At 41.9% G+C, this 16586-nt stretch carries 12 protein-coding genes; 6 read left to right on the top strand and 6 right to left on the bottom strand.

Annotated features, from left to right (window positions below):
- Positions 1-60: 60 nt before the first annotated feature.
- The 4 genes from metH to ATS74_RS02145 form a co-directional block, all read right to left on the bottom strand.
- The gene (gene metH / locus ATS74_RS02160; protein WP_058547290.1) at positions 61-2694 is read right to left on the bottom strand and encodes a methionine synthase; all 2634 of its coding nucleotides are present in this window, start codon (positions 2692-2694) and stop codon (positions 61-63) included.
- 8 nt (positions 2695-2702) lie between these two features.
- A complete protein-coding gene (locus ATS74_RS02155; RefSeq protein ID WP_058547289.1) occupies positions 2703-3776 on the bottom strand; it encodes a homocysteine S-methyltransferase family protein in 1074 nt (357 codons plus the stop codon).
- The gene (locus tag ATS74_RS02150; protein ID WP_058547288.1) at positions 3766-4713 is read right to left on the bottom strand and encodes a homoserine O-succinyltransferase; all 948 of its coding nucleotides are present in this window, start codon (positions 4711-4713) and stop codon (positions 3766-3768) included. The genes ATS74_RS02155 and ATS74_RS02150 overlap by 11 nt, the downstream gene beginning before the upstream one ends.
- A 215-nt stretch (positions 4714-4928) precedes the next feature.
- On the bottom strand, positions 4929-5582 hold the full coding sequence (locus ATS74_RS02145) for a porin family protein (RefSeq protein ID WP_058547287.1): 654 nt from the start codon (positions 5580-5582) through the stop codon (positions 4929-4931).
- A gap of 331 nt (positions 5583-5913) precedes the next feature.
- Here ATS74_RS02145 and ettA point away from each other — a divergent pair, with 331 nt between their 5' ends.
- The 3 genes from ettA (at position 5914) to ATS74_RS02130 (ending at position 9034) form a co-directional block, all read left to right on the top strand.
- The gene (ettA, locus tag ATS74_RS02140) at positions 5914-7587 is read left to right on the top strand and encodes an energy-dependent translational throttle protein EttA (RefSeq protein ID WP_058547286.1); all 1674 of its coding nucleotides are present in this window, start codon (positions 5914-5916) and stop codon (positions 7585-7587) included.
- Between the two features lie 119 nt (positions 7588-7706).
- Positions 7707-8072 (top strand): PilZ domain-containing protein, encoded by a 366-nt coding sequence (locus ATS74_RS02135; RefSeq protein WP_058547285.1) that lies wholly within the window; start codon positions 7707-7709, stop codon positions 8070-8072.
- A gap of 53 nt (positions 8073-8125) precedes the next feature.
- The gene (locus ATS74_RS02130; protein WP_058547284.1) at positions 8126-9034 is read left to right on the top strand and encodes a histone deacetylase family protein; all 909 of its coding nucleotides are present in this window, start codon (positions 8126-8128) and stop codon (positions 9032-9034) included.
- On the opposite strand, the gene ATS74_RS02125 is transcribed toward ATS74_RS02130, so the two are convergent.
- Both ATS74_RS02125 and ATS74_RS02120 read right to left on the bottom strand, forming a co-directional pair.
- Positions 9035-10033, bottom strand: a complete 999-nt coding sequence (locus ATS74_RS02125) for an AraC family transcriptional regulator ligand-binding domain-containing protein (RefSeq protein ID WP_058547283.1) — start codon at positions 10031-10033, stop codon at positions 9035-9037. It lies immediately after the preceding gene.
- Entirely contained in the window at positions 10017-10925 is a 909-nt protein-coding gene (locus tag ATS74_RS02120) for a GGDEF domain-containing protein (protein WP_058547282.1), read from the bottom strand. Before ATS74_RS02120 ends, ATS74_RS02125 begins: the two co-directional genes overlap by 17 nt.
- Positions 10926-11212: 287 nt before the next feature.
- On the opposite strand from ATS74_RS02120, the gene ATS74_RS02115 reads away from it, so the two are divergent.
- The 3 genes from ATS74_RS02115 (at position 11213) to ATS74_RS02105 (ending at position 16536) form a co-directional block, all read left to right on the top strand.
- The gene (locus ATS74_RS02115; RefSeq protein WP_058547281.1) at positions 11213-13519 is read left to right on the top strand and encodes a TonB-dependent receptor plug domain-containing protein; all 2307 of its coding nucleotides are present in this window, start codon (positions 11213-11215) and stop codon (positions 13517-13519) included.
- Positions 13520-13582: 63 nt separating this feature from the next.
- Positions 13583-14557 (top strand): metallophosphoesterase, encoded by a 975-nt coding sequence (locus ATS74_RS02110; RefSeq protein WP_058547280.1) that lies wholly within the window; start codon positions 13583-13585, stop codon positions 14555-14557.
- An 11-nt stretch (positions 14558-14568) separates the two neighbouring features.
- Positions 14569-16536 (top strand): phytase, encoded by a 1968-nt coding sequence (locus ATS74_RS02105; RefSeq protein ID WP_058547279.1) that lies wholly within the window; start codon positions 14569-14571, stop codon positions 16534-16536.
- Positions 16537-16586 lie beyond the last annotated feature (50 nt).

Here is a 16586-nt window from a genome sequence, read left to right as displayed (position 1 = left end):
TTTTTCTTTTAATGATAGCTGACAGCTAAAAACTAACCGCTTCACTATTCAACCACTTCGCTATGATTCAGGCTCATAACCCAAGTTAGGCGATAGCCACCTTTCGGCCTCTGCGAGTGTCATATTCGTTCGCTTGGCGTAGTCTTCTACCTGATCCTTTTGCACAGCGGCTACGGCGTAGTATTTTGCCTCTGGGTGTGAGAAATACCAGCCCGAAACAGCAGCCCCTGGCCACATGGCGTATGAGCTAGTTAGCTGCATACCAATGCGTTTTTCGGTATCGAGTAACTGCCAAATTTTCTTTTTCTCAGTGTGCTCTGGACACGCTGGGTAACCTGGCGCTGGACGGATACCTTGGTAGTTTTCGCGAATTAGCTCATCGTTACCCAGGTTTTCATCGGGTGCATAACCCCAATACTCTTTACGCACTTGTTCGTGCAGGTATTCGGCAAAGGCTTCTGCGAGCCTATCGGCAACCGCTTTTACCATTATTTTATTGTAGTCGTCTTGCTGTGCGTCAAACGCATTGGCTAAATCGTCTTCTTCTAAACCGCCCGTTACTGCAAACGCACCAAAGTAATCAGGTGTGCCTTTTGGCGCAATGTAGTCAGCCAAACAATAGTTAGCAAAGTCGGTTTTTTCGGTTTGCTGGCGTAAATGGCACGAGGTGTTTAACAGTTCTTTACGGGTTTCGTCGGTGTAAATTTCTATGTCATCGCCCACGCGGTTTGCAGGGAATAAACCTATTACACCCAATGGCTGTAAACTGCCTGCTTTTTCAAGGTCGTCGAGCATGTCGTTAGCGTCTTTAAATAAGCTGCGTGCTTGTTCACCAACGACTTCGTCGTCCATTATGCGCGGGTATTTACCAGCGATTGACCACGTCATAAAGTATGGGGTCCAATCTATATATTTACGCAACGTGGCGATTGATACATTTTTAAACTCAGTCACGCCCAGCTTTTTAGGCACGGGTGGCGTGTAGTTATCCCAATCAAGCTTGGCTGCGTTATCGCGGGCACGCTGTATGGTAACTGGTTTTGAACGTGGCTTTTTGCGCGCTTGTTGCTCGCGTACTTTTACGTACTCAGCTTTTGTTTTTTCTAAAAAGGCTGGTTTTAGCTCTTTAGATAACAAGCTCGATACCACGCCTACCGCACGGCTGGCGTTATTTACGTACACGACGCCTTTGTCGTACTGTGGCTCAATTTTAACGGCAGTATGCGCTTTAGAGGTCGTTGCGCCGCCAATCATTAGTGGGAGCTCAAAACCTCTACGAGTCATTTCTTTGGCTACGTGTACCATTTCGTCAAGCGATGGGGTAATTAAACCCGAAAGGCCGATTATGTCGGCTTTTTCGTCAATAGCGGTTTGCAGTATTTTTTCGGCAGGTACCATTACGCCTAAATCAATTACTTCGTAGTTATTACATTGCAGTACTACGCCTACAATGTTTTTACCTATGTCGTGCACATCGCCCTTTACGGTGGCCATAACTACTTTACCATTAGTGGCGCCTTCTTCTTTTTCAGCTTCTATGTATGGGTCTAGGTAGGCCACTGCTCGCTTCATTACACGGGCTGATTTAACAACTTGCGGTAAAAACATTTTACCTGCGCCAAATAAATCCCCTACTACGTTCATGCCATCCATGAGTGGCCCTTCAATCACGTGGATAGGTTTATCGGCAGCAGCGCGGCACTCTTCCGTGTCTTCATCTATAAAGGTGGTTATACCTTTAACAAGGGCGTGCTCTAAGCGTTTTTCAACAGGCCATGTACGCCACTCTAAATCTTCTACGCGTTCGGCTTGTGCCATACCCGAAAACTTAGGCGCTATTTCTACAAGGCGTTCACCTGCACCTGGGTCGGTGTTTAGTATTACGTCTTCTACGGCTTTACGAAGTTCTTCTGGGATGTCGTCGTAAACAGCAAGCTGGCCTGCGTTTACAATGCCCATATCCATGCCTGCTTTTATCGCGTGGTATAAAAACACCGAGTGAATGGCTTCACGCACGGGGTTATTGCCCCTAAACGAAAACGATACATTAGACACCCCGCCCGACACTTTACAGTGCGGTAAGTTTTGCTTAATGCGGCGTGTGCCTTCAATAAATTCTACTGCGTAGTTGTCGTGCTCTTCTATACCGGTGGCTACGGCAAATATATTAGGGTCAAATATAATATCTTCCGGCGGGAAGCCAATCTCTTCTACTAATATTTTGTAGCTGCGCGCACATATTTCGTATTTTCTATCTGCGGTGTCGGCTTGTCCGTCGGTATCAAACGCCATAACAACAGCAGCTGCGCCAAAGCGTTTAATAATTTTAGCTTGGCGTTTAAACGGCTCTTCGCCCTCTTTAAGCGATATTGAGTTAACAATAGCCTTGCCTTGAATACACTTTAAGCCTGCTTCTATTACTTCCCATTTAGAGGAGTCGACCATAATAGGTACTTTAGAAATATCAGGCTCTGAGGCAATTAAGTTTAAAAACTTAACCATGGCCGCTTTTGAGTCCAACATGGCTTCGTCCATGTTTATATCAATAACTTGGGCGCCATTTTCTACTTGCTCGCGGGCTACGGTAAGCGCTGCTTCATAGTCTTCTTCCATGATTAAGCGTTTAAACATGGCAGAGCCAGTTACGTTGGTACGCTCGCCAACATTGGTAAATACTGCAATTTGCTGTGTCATATTGGCTCCTAGTTTAAGTTACAGGCTTCAAGACCTGATAAACGCATGCGTACTTCAAGTTCTGGTAATGCGCGAGGCTTTACCCCTTCAAGTCCTTTGGCAAATGCACGAATATGTGCAGGCGTTGTACCACAGCAACCACCAACAATATTTATAAAGCCCGATTTTCCCCAATCTATAATTTCGACTGCCATATCGCCCGCTTCTAGGTCGTACTCACCAAATTCGTTAGGTAAACCGGCATTGGGGTGCACTGAGGTAAATGTTTCGCAAACACGCGAAAGCTCTTCTACGTATTGGCGAAGTAAGTCTGGCCCTAGGGCGCAGTTAAGGCCAATCGAAATAGGTTTTATATGGCGAATAGAGTTATAAAATGCTTCGGTTGTTTGCCCGGAAAGAGTACGCCCTGAGGCATCGGTAATCGTGCCCGAGATCATTACAGGTAATGTGCGCCCTGCTTGCTCAAATGCTTCTTCTACTGCGAATGAGGCTGCTTTTGCATTGAGGGTGTCAAATATGGTTTCGATAAGTATTAAATCAGCGCCGCCTTCCATTAATGCAAGAGTAGACTCAACATAGGCAGTAACTAGCTTATCAAACGTTACGTTACGGTAACCCGGATCGTTTACATCTGGCGAGATAGAACAGGTTTTAGATGTTGGCCCTAAAACACCCGCTACATAGCGTGGTTTTTCTGGATTTTTAGCAGTGAACTCGTCACATATTGAGCGCGCAAGTTTGGCCGACTCTAAGTTTACCTCACGGCTTATACTTGCCATGTCGTAATCTTCCATCGAAATGGTGGTTGAGTTAAAAGTATTGGTTTCAATAATATCTGCACCGGCGACTAAAAAGCTGCGGTGTATATCGGCAATTAACTCGGGTTTGGTAAGACTTAATAAATCGTTATTGCCTTTTATTAGCACGTGCCAGTCTTTAAAGCGCTCACCTCGGTAGTCTTCTTCTTCAAGCTTGTGAGTTTGGATCATGGTGCCCATTGCACCATCTAAAATTAAAATACGCTGTTTTAGCGCAGCGCTTAATTCGCTTTGCTTATTTTTTTTTGGCACGTTATTCGGCATAGTTGTTAGTCCTCACATCTTGGCTAACTAAATTAATATCATAAGGTGTAGTTTGGTACACGTAGTAATTTAACCAGTTCGAAAAAAGCAAAAAGGCATGGCTTTGCCACGTTTTTGACGGCTTTTTACTTGCATCGTTATCTGGAAAATAGTTTTCGGGTTTTGGTGCATCTGGGCTTTTTTGTAAATCGCGTTCGTACTCAGCTTTTAATGTGTCGGCATCGTATTCTGGGTGGCCGGTTATAAACACTTGGCTGCCCGACTTATTTTTCATTAAGTAAGCGCCTACTTTTTCGGAGCCTGCCAATACCACTATATCTTCGCAGGCATTAATTTTATTTATATCAATGTGGCCATAACGTGAGTGCGGCACTAAAAAGGTGTCGTCGAAGCCACGAGTTAATGCACCGTGATCAAAATAACACTGGTGGGTAAACACGCCACATAGTTTATCTTCTTTCAAATCACGCTTTAAGTTGTAACGATGATACAGCGCTGCATGCGCCGCCCAGCACGAAAACAACGTAGAGGTAACGTGCTGCTCTGCCCAATCAATAATAACTTTTAGCTCGTCCCAGTAGGCTACATCGTCGTATTCTAGGTGTGCTAGTGGTGCGCCAGTTACTAATAAGGCATCGTAGTTATTGTCTTTTACTTCTGAAAAATAACGGTAAAAAGTATCTAGGTGCTCTTCTGAGTTGCTACTGCTGCGGTGCGTATCTAGGCGCAATAGCTCTACATTTACTTGCAGGGGCGAATTTGCAAGCAAACGAATAAACTGTACTTCGGTTTCTACTTTATTAGGCATTAAATTTAAAATAGCCAAACGCATTGGACGTATTTCTTGCGTTTTTGCACGACTTTTTGGCATTACAAACACGTTTTCTTCGCGTAAACGGGCAATAGCCGGTAGTTCGTCTTTAACTGTAATTGGCATCCTTTAAGCTCCTGCTCATAAAAACCGAGAATTAATACGCTCTCATTATGAACAGAACGCCAAAAATATCAACCTCTAGATGTATAGATGTCTAAATGAAATTTATTCATGATTTTCTAAGAATTACTAAAATGAGGGGGGGAATGCATTTATATTGAAGTACTTTGTTTAAGTGTATTAAGGTAGCGCTACTAAAACCAGTAGCACTATTTCAATTAAAAACGATAATTTACAGATAAACTAAGAGCGTAAATATCGCCATCATCTGTATCAAAATATTGGTATTCAGCGCTTATTTGCCAGCGTTGAGATAACCTATAGTCAATACCAGTGCCGTACGTTACACCGCCCTCATCATAGTTTTGCTCAGTGATTAATGAAGTATTTACATCTGAATCTGTATCAATTATTGATTCTGCAAGATTTCTTAAGTCGCCTTCATTGTAACTTAATTTATTTCTGCCATAGCCACCAAATAAAAATACATCAGCGCGAGATGAAATTGGGTAATTAGCTTTTACAAATATACTTGTTTGCAAATCAAGACTTGAATCAATTTGGCTCTGAACGGGTTCTGAGGTAAGCGAACCGTCCTGCGGGTTTTGAGTATAAACAATTCCGTTTAAAGGGGTTGATTCATCATTTAATCCAAATCCTACACGCCCTTCTAATGCAAAGTATCGCGAAAACTGATATCCAAATCGGCCGTAGAGCGTTGTAAACTGTATGCTATCACTCTCGTATACATCAATTTGCGTAGACCCTATCCCTACTCCTTGGTAATAGCCATTTACGTGGAGTATGTCTGCTTGGCTCGAAAATGAGTATAAACCCAAAAGTAATGCCCCTAACTTTGTAACTGTTTTCATGTTCATTCCTTTAAACCTTTGTAATATTTAATTATGCGATGTTTTACAACGACTATGAGTGTTCTGCCTGTATAATTTGCTTATACTTTACAGCTTGTAAATATACTGTACCACTTTTGTTAAAAATGAAATGTATTTGAACAATATAAAACAATAGATTACAGAATTTTACACAATAGAAATCCTGTAATAGTAATGTTTTAAATGGGCAATAAAATAAAGTGTCGTTTAGATTAGCGTATTGTTCTATACGGCATTCGTTGACTGTTTAACCCCTCAACAACTACAATACAACATTGAAATTTTTATTATTATTTGAAGGCTTTCCTCCATGGTTTTACCTGATAAGTTTATTTTCTCGATGAGTCGAGTATCTAAAGTTGTGCCACCTAAGCGCACAATTTTAAAAGATATTTCGTTGCACTTTTTCCCGGGTGCTAAAATTGGTGTGCTTGGTTTAAATGGCTCTGGTAAATCGTCATTACTACGTATTATGGCGGGTGTTGATGAAGAGTTTGAAGGTGAAGCCCGCCCTCAACCAGGTACTAAAATTGGTTACTTACCGCAAGAACCAGTGCTGGACGAAAGCAAAACAGTTCGCGAAATTGTTGAAGAAGCCGTCGGCGAAGTCAAACACGCCCTTAACCGCCTTGACGAAGTGTACAACGAGTACGCAATGGAAGACGCTGACTTTGACGCACTTGCTAAAGAACAAGGTGAGCTTGAAGCCATCATCCAAGCGCATGATGGTCACAACATCGATAATGTTTTAGAGCGCGCTGCTGATGCACTTCGCCTACCAGAATGGGATGCTAAAATTGAGCACCTTTCAGGTGGTGAGCGTCGCCGTGTTGCTATTTGTCGTTTATTACTTGAAAAGCCAGATATGCTTATTCTCGATGAGCCTACTAACCACTTAGATGCTGAGTCGGTTGCATGGCTTGAGCGCTTCTTACATGATTACGAAGGCACTGTTGTGGCAGTAACGCATGACCGTTACTTCCTTGATAATGTAGCTGGCTGGATATTAGAGCTTGACCGTGGTGAAGGTATTCCGTGGGAAGGTAATTACTCTTCTTGGCTTGAACAAAAAGATGCACGTTTACAACAAGAGCAAAAATCTGAAAAAGCACGCCAAAAATCAATTGCTCAAGAACTTGAGTGGGTTCGCTCAAATCCTAAAGGTCGCCAAGCTAAGTCTAAAGCACGCATGGCGCAGTTTAGCGAGCTACAACAATCAGATTACCAAAAACGTAACGAAACTAACGAGTTGTTTATTCCACCTGGTCCGCGTTTAGGCGACCAAGTGCTTGAAGTTAGCAATATTCGTAAGAGCTTTGGCGATCGCGTACTCATTGACGATTTAAGCTTTAGCATGCCAAAAGGCGCTATTGTGGGCATTATTGGTGCCAATGGTGCAGGTAAATCTACACTGTTTAAAATGCTAAGCGGTGAAGAGCAGCCAGACAGTGGTGATATTAGCATTGGTGAAACTGTAGAATTAGCAACGGTTGATCAGTTCCGTGGCAACATGGACGAAAGCAAAACAGTATTTGAAGAAATATCTGATGGTCAAGATGTGCTAAAAATTGGTAACTTTGAGTTCCCAAGCCGTGCATACGTTAGCCGTTTTAACTTTAAAGGTAACGACCAGCAAAAGTTTGTAAAAGACTTATCGGGTGGTGAGCGTAACCGTTTACACCTTGCTAAACTTTTAAAAGCTGGTGGTAACGTGGTGCTACTGGATGAGCCAACCAATGACCTAGACGTTGAAACACTACGCGCGCTTGAGAACGCTATTTTAGAGTTCCCAGGCTGTGTAATGTGTATATCACATGACCGTTGGTTCCTTGACCGTATTGCAACGCATATTTTAGATTACCGCGACGAAGGCCAAATTAATTTCTTCGATGGTAACTACACTGAATACGAAGAGTGGCTTAAAAAGACCCTTGGCGCAGAAGCTGCACAACCTAAGCGTATTAAGTACAAAAAAATTGGTTAATCGATAACGATATTACAAGCCCTGCATTTATGCGGGGCTTTTTTATGTCATTTTTTATCTGTTTGGCTTATTTCCCGCTATGCTTGATTTATATAATAACTATAAGGATAAATTAAGCTATGCAAAATCGTCGTCAGTTTTCTCGTGTGTTGTTTTCAACCACTGCACTACTTGAGTTTGATAACCATAAATACCCGTGTAAGTTGCTTGATGTTTCGCTTCATGGTGCACTAATTACAAAGTGCGATGCCTTTAACGGCACTAAAAATAGTGAAGCAACGCTACGTTTTACCCTTGAACAAAGCAATATAGAAATAAAAATGGACGTAGTAATGTGCCATATAGAAGAGGATCATATTGGCTTAAAGTGTCATCATATTGATATAGATAGCATCACTTATTTAAAGCGCTTAGTAGAGCTAAATTTAGCTGATGACGAGCTACTACATCGTGAACTTGCATTACTTATTCATGAGCCACAATAGACTCAAATACATAAGTTGATTACCATAGCGCAAACTTTTTAAACTGTGTAGTTATGCGCTTAAATCCACATTTACCTTTGGTATATCATTCTAATTACTCATTTAACTTTGATCCTAAACATCGTTTTGTTATGAGTAAATTTGCGCAATTATACAAACACGTAGCAGAGCTAGGCTTAATTGGCCCTAACCTAATAGCGCCTACACTTGGCACCCCAGAGCCACTAGAACTTGTACACTGCGAAAACTACATTCAGGATTTATGGCATAATCGCCTAGACGAAAAAGCCATGCGCCGCATTGGCTTACCTTGGTCGCAACCGCTAATGAACCGTACATTCACTGCTCCCCAAGGTACATTACGCACTGCTCGCTTAGCATTAGAGCATGGTTTGGCGTGCCATTTAGCTGGGGGCACTCACCATGCGCATAGCGATTTTGGCTCAGGTTTTTGTATGGTTAACGACTTAGCCTTTACCGCACAAACGTTAATACAAAGCGGTGAAGTGACCAACGTGCTCATTTTTGATTTAGACGTACACCAAGGCGATGGCACAGCTGCAATGCTTGCGCATCAGCCCTATGCGTATACCTGCTCTATACACTGCGAAAAAAACTTCCCGTTTAGAAAATCCCCTAGTGATTTAGACATTGGCCTTGCTAATAATATGCAAGACACTGAATACTTAGGCATTGTGGACGACACCCTACAGTTTTTATTAAAAGAGCTAAACCCCGATTTAGTGCTTTACGATGCAGGTGTAGATATTTGGCAAGACGACGGCTTAGGTAAACTAGATATAACGTGGGAGGGTATTAAAAAGCGTGACCATTTAGTATTTAAGCGCTGCCTTGAACACAACATCCCCGTAGCCAGTGTTATTGGCGGTGGTTACGACAGGAACCACGAACGTTTAGCACAGCGCCACGGTATTGTTATTGAACAAGCAGCCCGTTTTTAGTTATATTTTTAACTGACTCGGTGTAATGCCGGTCCAGCGCTTAAAAGCGCGGCGAAAATTAGGAATATCATAAAATGCTAAACGCTCTGCGACTTGTTCATTGCCTTGCTGACGTACACCAAGTAAATACAGTGCTTTAAGTTTATTTTGCTCATCTTGTAATTGCGAATAACTCACACCATGTTGTTTTAATTTACGTTTGAACGTAGCTGGGCTCATTGCAAAATACTCTGCGCTATTAGCAAGGCTATTATTTTTATCCCGATAAATACGTTGGCAAACAGCTTCAACAAAAGACTGCGATACATTCTTATGTAACTCACTTTGTGCAATAGATTGCTGCCACCGCAATGCACTCGACTCTGAATTTGCACACTTAAGCAGTTGTTTATCAAAGTGCCAACGAGTATAGGGTTGCTCAAACCGTACCCGTAAACCTAAATGCTGTTCATACTCTTGAATATGCCGTGGGCGTTTACAGGTAAAGTCAAAATAACAGTGCGGATAGTGACTACTGACCCTTTTTAGTAAACTAATAAACGCTGCACTGTATATTTCAAAACAATAACTCTTTAACGATTCATCCATACCGATACTTGGCTGCAAGTACAGATAAAAATCTTCTTGAAATATATGCCCACGAGTAAAAAATAAAGGGGCTAACGTGGCGCGAATTTGTTGCAATTGTTTTAACGCAGCACCAAGCGTCGGGCTTAAGCGAACACTTTGCATTGTAGGGCTAACATCATTAACCAATTGATGACCAAGTAAAAATCCACTGTCGTTACTTTTCATTAAGGTTTTAAACTGACAAATTAATGCTAATAGCTGCGACAAACTAAAGCACTGTGATAAATCATATAAGTCTTGCTCAAAAATACCCGTACCACGCAGTAACTTATGCAAGGGGATCCCTCGCCCTTGAGCAAGCTCCACCAGCGCAGTGATAATCCCCTCGGCGCTTAGATATTTATCATCTAAGCTAATATACTGCTGCACCTACAAGCTCCTTTTGTTGTTGTAGTTGTTGATGTAATTGGCTGGTTTGCTGCACTGGATCTTGCTCTAAATCCATAGCCATTGTGGCGGTTAGAATATGCTGAAATTGTGCACCTTTGCTTTTTGCGACTTTAAACGCACAATGATTAAGCGCCGCTTTCATTTGCGCTAATAATTCTTTTGCTTGGCTTCGGCTGGTACTCGGCATAAGCACAATAAAGCAGTCACCTGCATAGCGGCATAACACATCATTCAAACGGCAGTTCATTACTAATAAGTCACTAATTTCTCTTAGTAACCTATCGCCTTCACTAAAGCCAAACTGCTCGTTAAACTTTGCAAAGTCTCGAATGTCAATAATGCCTAAGATGGCTGCTTGTTGTTCACTTTGGCGTTGCTGTATTAGCGAGTGGAAGTAATTAATCCGGTATAACCCTGTTATAGGGCAGACTTTTTCATGCTCTCTTAAATGTGCTTCACGACGACGCAATTGACGATTTAAAACAAACTGTTCTTGATGCCAATAATAAAGCCCAGCGCTTGTAAGCGACATACCAAACGGCGCTGGCAGTGATTCAAACCAGGAGAGCCATAATTGTGAAGGTTGTTTTAACCATTCATCGAGTAAATCGAGCGTGGCTGAGAACATAAACAAACCTAAACCTAGCACTAGTAAGGTGGTTACTTTGCCTGGCGGGCGTGAGATAAGTAAAGCGGTTATCCAGCTTAGGGTCATCAGTACAATACCGCCTTCACCAACAATATCGAGCCACGCAATTTCTTGCCATTGCTTAAGTTCGCCAAAGTAAGCGCATATTGTAACGGCAATGACCAAGAACAAAATAATCGTATTGGTTAATTTTACATGGCTGGTAAATAGGTTATATCGCATGATATTGAATCTTCTTAAACTTGGTTTGACCCATATGCTAGCGCGGGATCATTTTATACGTCAGGGTCATTTTGGCTCATTGATATGACATTCAGATTAAAGTTTATAAAAAAATTATCTCGCAACAGCCATTATCAGTGACTTGTAGCGCTGTTTTAAAAGCTCAAATGAAGAGTCTTAAGCCAATAAATTAAGAATTTATCGCGGATTAACTTTAAAACTGTCACATTAGCGTCATTAACTTTTTTTAGTTTGCTCACCAAACCAAGGACAATCGGAGCAAATCAATGAAACAATTTAAATTAAATGCTGTTGTAGCGGCATTAGCACTGAGCCAATTTAGCGTTAGCGTGAATGCACAAGAACAAACATCACCAAGAGAGCCTGAAGTAAAAGTCTCTGAAGAGCTTGTTGTATATGGTGAGATTGGTTATCGCAATCGCTCACAAGAACTAGCCCCAACGCTTGAATACTCTCAAGAATACTTTCAACGCTTTGAACCACTCACCGCAGGTGATGCACTGAAGCGTGTCCCTAGTGTTACATTTTTATCAGACGTACTTGAATCTGACGGCGCACGTATGCGCGGTTTGAGCCCTGCTTACACAAAAGTACTGATCAATGGCGAAGAAGTTCCAGGCGCTGGCGCTGATCGCTCATTTTTTGTTGACCGTATTCCAGCAGAATTAATCGAGCGTGTAGAAATAATTCGTTCATCAAGTGCCAACCGCTCCGCCGATGCAATTGCGGGAACCCTTAACATTGTACTTCGCGATGGCTACAGCTTAGACGGCGGTTACATTCGTGCAGGAGGCTTACGCTATGATGATGGTGAACTAAAAGAAAGCTTTGCGGGCGTTTACGGTACTGAGTTTGCAGGTGGACGTTTACTATTAGGCGCTAATTTTCAAGGTCGTTATAACCCAAAACAAAAATCAAGCATACGTTATGGTGATAGCCCTGAAAATAATCCTAATTACGCAACTGATGATTTTGATAACCGTGAAGATCAATCTGATACCCGTGATGGCGATGACACATCATTAAATGCCAGCTTTGAAAAGGTATTTGATAACGGTGGTAAGTTTGATATTAGCGCCATGTGGGTTGATACAGACCGTACCGAAGACGAACGTTCTTTTGAATACGACGACCCTACTGCAACCTCAGGCTCTATTGTTGAAGGCGGTAATTTACTCTCGGATAACGCAAACGTTTCGATCATTGACCAAACCAACTACAACATAAATTCTGGCTATGAATTATCACTACTCGGCGGTACCAGCAAATTTAAAGTAGGCTATGCAAGCTTTAAAGAATCAGTTTACGAGCAAGAAGTTGAGCTCGATACATCTGAGCTCCCAATGGTTTTTGAGGAAGCAGAAGAAACTGTTGATATTGACGATAAAGAATGGTCATTACAATGGCAACATAGCTTACTGCTAGGTGACTCAAAAGAAGTTCAGTTTGGTGCTTTTGTTCAAGGAAAAGAGCGCGACACAGCAATTTTAGAAGCTGAAGATGAGAGTGAGCAAACACTTACTGGCTGGGATCAATTTAACCAGACACCTATGTCACTCGCTGTATTCAATAACGAATTTGAAGCTGTTGACGGTGGCGTAAATACCCTCGAAGAAGACCGCCTTGATTTATTTGCACTCATTAAACATGAAGCTGATGTGTTTTCATGGGAGATGGGCATACGTTGGGAGTCAACAGATTCTAGTATTACCGATACCAATGAAGGCGTTACTGCAAAAAATGACTATGACTTTTTCTTACCTTCAGCTCACTTTCGTTACAGCGTCAGTGATAATGGACGAGTAAGCGCCTCTATTGCACGTAGCTTACGTCGCCCTGACTTTGACTACATTACACCCGCCCTACTTGAAGAAGAGCTTGCTGATAATGACTTTTTAGGTAACCCAAACCTTAAGCCAGAATCTTCTTGGGGTATCGATTTAGGTTATGAATATCGTTTAGGTAAAAGTGGTGTTGTCGGTGTGAACGTATTTTACCGTGATGTTAGCGACCTAATCGAAATTGCCAGCACAGGCGTTGAAGGCTCAGAAGGTGAAGGCACATTTGTACTGCAGCCTCAAAATACCGGCGATGGCACAGTTCAAGGTATTGAATTTGATTTATCAACCCCGCTTAGCGCCTTGAACATGCCTAATACAGGTATCTTCTTGAATTACTCTTGGCTCGACAGTGAAGTTGAAGACAGTTTTGGCAAACGTAAATTTAACGACCAATCTGATTATGTTTATAACATTGGCTTTATCCAAGATTTACCAATACTGCGTGCATCATTTGGTGCAACTTACCGTAACCAAGGTGATGCATACGGACGCTTTGTAGGTGAAGAAGTTACAACCTCTTACGGTGCTGATTTAGAGCTTTTCGTTGAAAAGCGCTGGGATGACGTAACCCTTCGCCTAGTTGGTTCAAACTTACTTGATGCCAGTAAAGATGAGGTATTTAACAAGTTTGATTCACTTGATGACCAAAAAAATCGTGACTTTGATGAGTACGAACTGGAATCTGAAGAAGCCGGTCCTGTTATTCAAGTCATGTTGCGTTACGCATTTTAATAGCAGGCATAATCATATTAGGCACGTAATCGCTTGCTATTACGTGCCTTTTGGAGTTAGAACATGTTTAAATTGTCTTTCATAATGGCCGCCCTACTAAGCTCATCAGCACTCAGTGCTGACGAGTCTGTTATTTATAAAGATGAGCTTTATCAACAGCAAAAAATAGCTAAGTTAAATACGCTACCTGATAGCCTTAACTTTATGGTAATTGGTGATTGGGGACACAATGGCCACTTTTATCAAAAAGAAGTGGCTCACCAATTAGAAATAGCCATGTACCAAACTGATGCGGACTTTATCGTCTCAACTGGCGATAACTTTTACCCAAATGGTGTGGCAAGCGTGAACGATCCGCTTTGGCAATCAGCCTTTGAGAACATATATCATGGCCCGCATACTTTTGAAGACTGGTATGTTGTGTTAGGTAATCACGATTACTTGGGTAATGCCCAAGCACAAATTGACTACACAGAAAAAAGCCAGCGTTGGCAGTTACCTGCAAGGTACTACAGTAAAACATTTGCGCTTGAAAACAACGAGCAAGTGTTAATGGTTTTTTTAGATACCAATCCGATCCAGCCTGAATATAAAGACCGTGATAAATACCGTTCAACCCAGGGGCAAGGCTATAAAGCCCAGCTTACTTGGCTTGAAACCCAACTTGCAGGCAGTAAAGCAAAATGGAAAATTGTGGTAGGCCATCACCCGCTTTATTCAAGTGGTAAACGCTTTGGCCGTAACCAAGGGCTTCGCGACATTTTAGAACCTATTTTGGAGCGTCATAACGTGCACGCTTATATCGCTGGACACGAGCACGACTTGCAATACAACCAACCAAAAAATAGCAAAGTGGCTCACTTTGTCTCTGGTGGAGGCAGTGAAGCACGGTTTGTAAAACAACGTGAATTTACCCGCTACGCAGAAGCAACACCTGGTTTTTTAAGTGTATCTATCAGTGGCGAAACACTCAGTGTAAGTGCGATTAATCACCTTGGTGAAGTACGCTTTAGCACTGAAAAGCACATAGATAAGTAAAGGATAAAATAATGAACTTTAAACTAAATACAATTTCAGCGGTGCTTGGCAGTGCACTCCTAATAACTGCAATAAGCGGTTGTACAAGTAATGACGATAAGCAAAATAATACAGCCATTGCAAAGCCATATATTAAAAAAACAGATATTAAGACTAAATTATTCGGCCCACAACAAAACATGCAAGGCTCACAAGCTGCTGCACTTGGCAATAATCAATGGTTAATGGCGAGCGAAAGCCAAGGTTTATTAATTGCCGATAACGAGCAAAGCAGTGTGCTGTTACCCGGTCACTTTGAGTCAATTTCACTAAAACAATTATCAGCGCAGCAATTTTTACTCTCAAGCATTGATAAAAGCCAAGACAACGTCGTCATCTTTGAACTTGAAAAAAATGGTCAAACTTGGCAGCTAAATGAACTATCGCGTATAACCCCGCCTCAAGCTCAGCCTGATGCCGTGTGTTTATATAAAAGCACTGATAACGAGACTATCTCAGCGTTTGTGCCAGATGTTAGAGGTTTGATCAGCGAAACCATCATTTATGATTTAGCCACTAAGCAAGCTAAAAATATTGCAGTGCGTGAGTTCTCTGCAGTCACTGAGGCTTCAGGCTGTGCTGTTAATGATGAAACTAAAACTTTGTATGTGGGTGAAGCTGAGCTAGGTGTTTGGTCCATTAATGCTGATGCCGAATCAGGTGCTAATAAACAACCTGTGGCTTTAGTACAACCATACGGTGAATTAAACAGTGAAATTGGCGCATTATCAGTATCACAAGATGGTACTTTATGGCTTACTGCCACTGATGGCAATATGATCTATGCTTACCATGAAAATACTGAAAAACTAAGTCAGTGGTCACTTTTTGGCGATCATACAATTGAATCTGTTGCAGCGAGTTTGATCAATGACAATGAAGCGCAGCTGGTTTTAATTGATGATGAAACAGGTGCCTATATTCAAGCAAACGTTAACTACACTGCGCAGCCTGCGCCTTCAAAAAATAAAGTTGCCATGACGCATATTCACGCCAATGCACAAACAACACCGGTTGCAGCATTTGGTGATGCAGCAGATGACCCTGCAATTTGGATAAACGAACAAGACGCTAAAAGCAGCTTAATTTTAGGCACAGATAAACGCCGCGGCTTGATGGTTTATGATCTTGATGGCAACAAAATACAATCACTTAATGTTGGGCGTTTAAATAATGTTGATGTACGCCAGCATCAAAGTATAAACAACGAAACCCATACTTGGATCACAGCCAGCAACCGCACGCTTAACAGTATTAGCGTGTTTACTGTCGATAGCGAGAACAAAGTAAACCATATAACAGAAGTAGCGACTAACCTGACTGAGATTTACGGTATGTGTATGTATTCGTCCGAATCAGGTCAATACGTGTTTGTTAATGATAAATCAGGTTTATTCCAGCAATATAAACTCACCGGTGAGCAAGATAACCTAAGCGGTGAACTGGTTAGAGAGTTTAGCCTACCAAGCCAGCCTGAAGGCTGTAGCGCTGATGATAAACTAGGACAATTATTTGCCGGCGAAGAAGATCAAGGCATTTGGTATATCGGTGCTGAACCCAGTGCTGGTAACAAAGCGCTCATGCTACAAGGTGTAAATGAGCAACTTGTTGCTGATGTTGAAGGCATGGAAATTTATCATGCTGATGATGCTCGTTATTTAGTGGTATCAAGCCAAGGCGATAATAGCTACGTGCTTTACAAAATCTCAGATGATACACAACCTAGTCTAAGCTTTGCAGGTAAGTTTAATGTGATTGCTAATCTAGATAAAGGCATTGATGGCGCAGGTGAAACAGACGGCTTAACCGTTACAGCAAAACCTTTACCAGGCTACCCTGAAGGTATACTTATAGTACAAGACGGCTATAACCGTATGCCGCTACAACCCCAAAACTTTAAAATTGTTGACTGGCGTGAAGTTAAAAAAGCGATTAAGTAATAACCTACTAAATGTAAACACAATAAGGCTCTTACGAGCCTTTTTGCTAT

This window comes from Pseudoalteromonas sp. H103, assembly GCF_001469205.1.
In the GTDB taxonomy this organism is placed as follows: Bacteria; Pseudomonadota; Gammaproteobacteria; order Enterobacterales; family Alteromonadaceae; genus Pseudoalteromonas; species Pseudoalteromonas carrageenovora.
The sequence above is the reverse complement of the archived record's forward strand: the minus strand, read 5'-3'. Positions and strand labels throughout refer to the sequence as shown.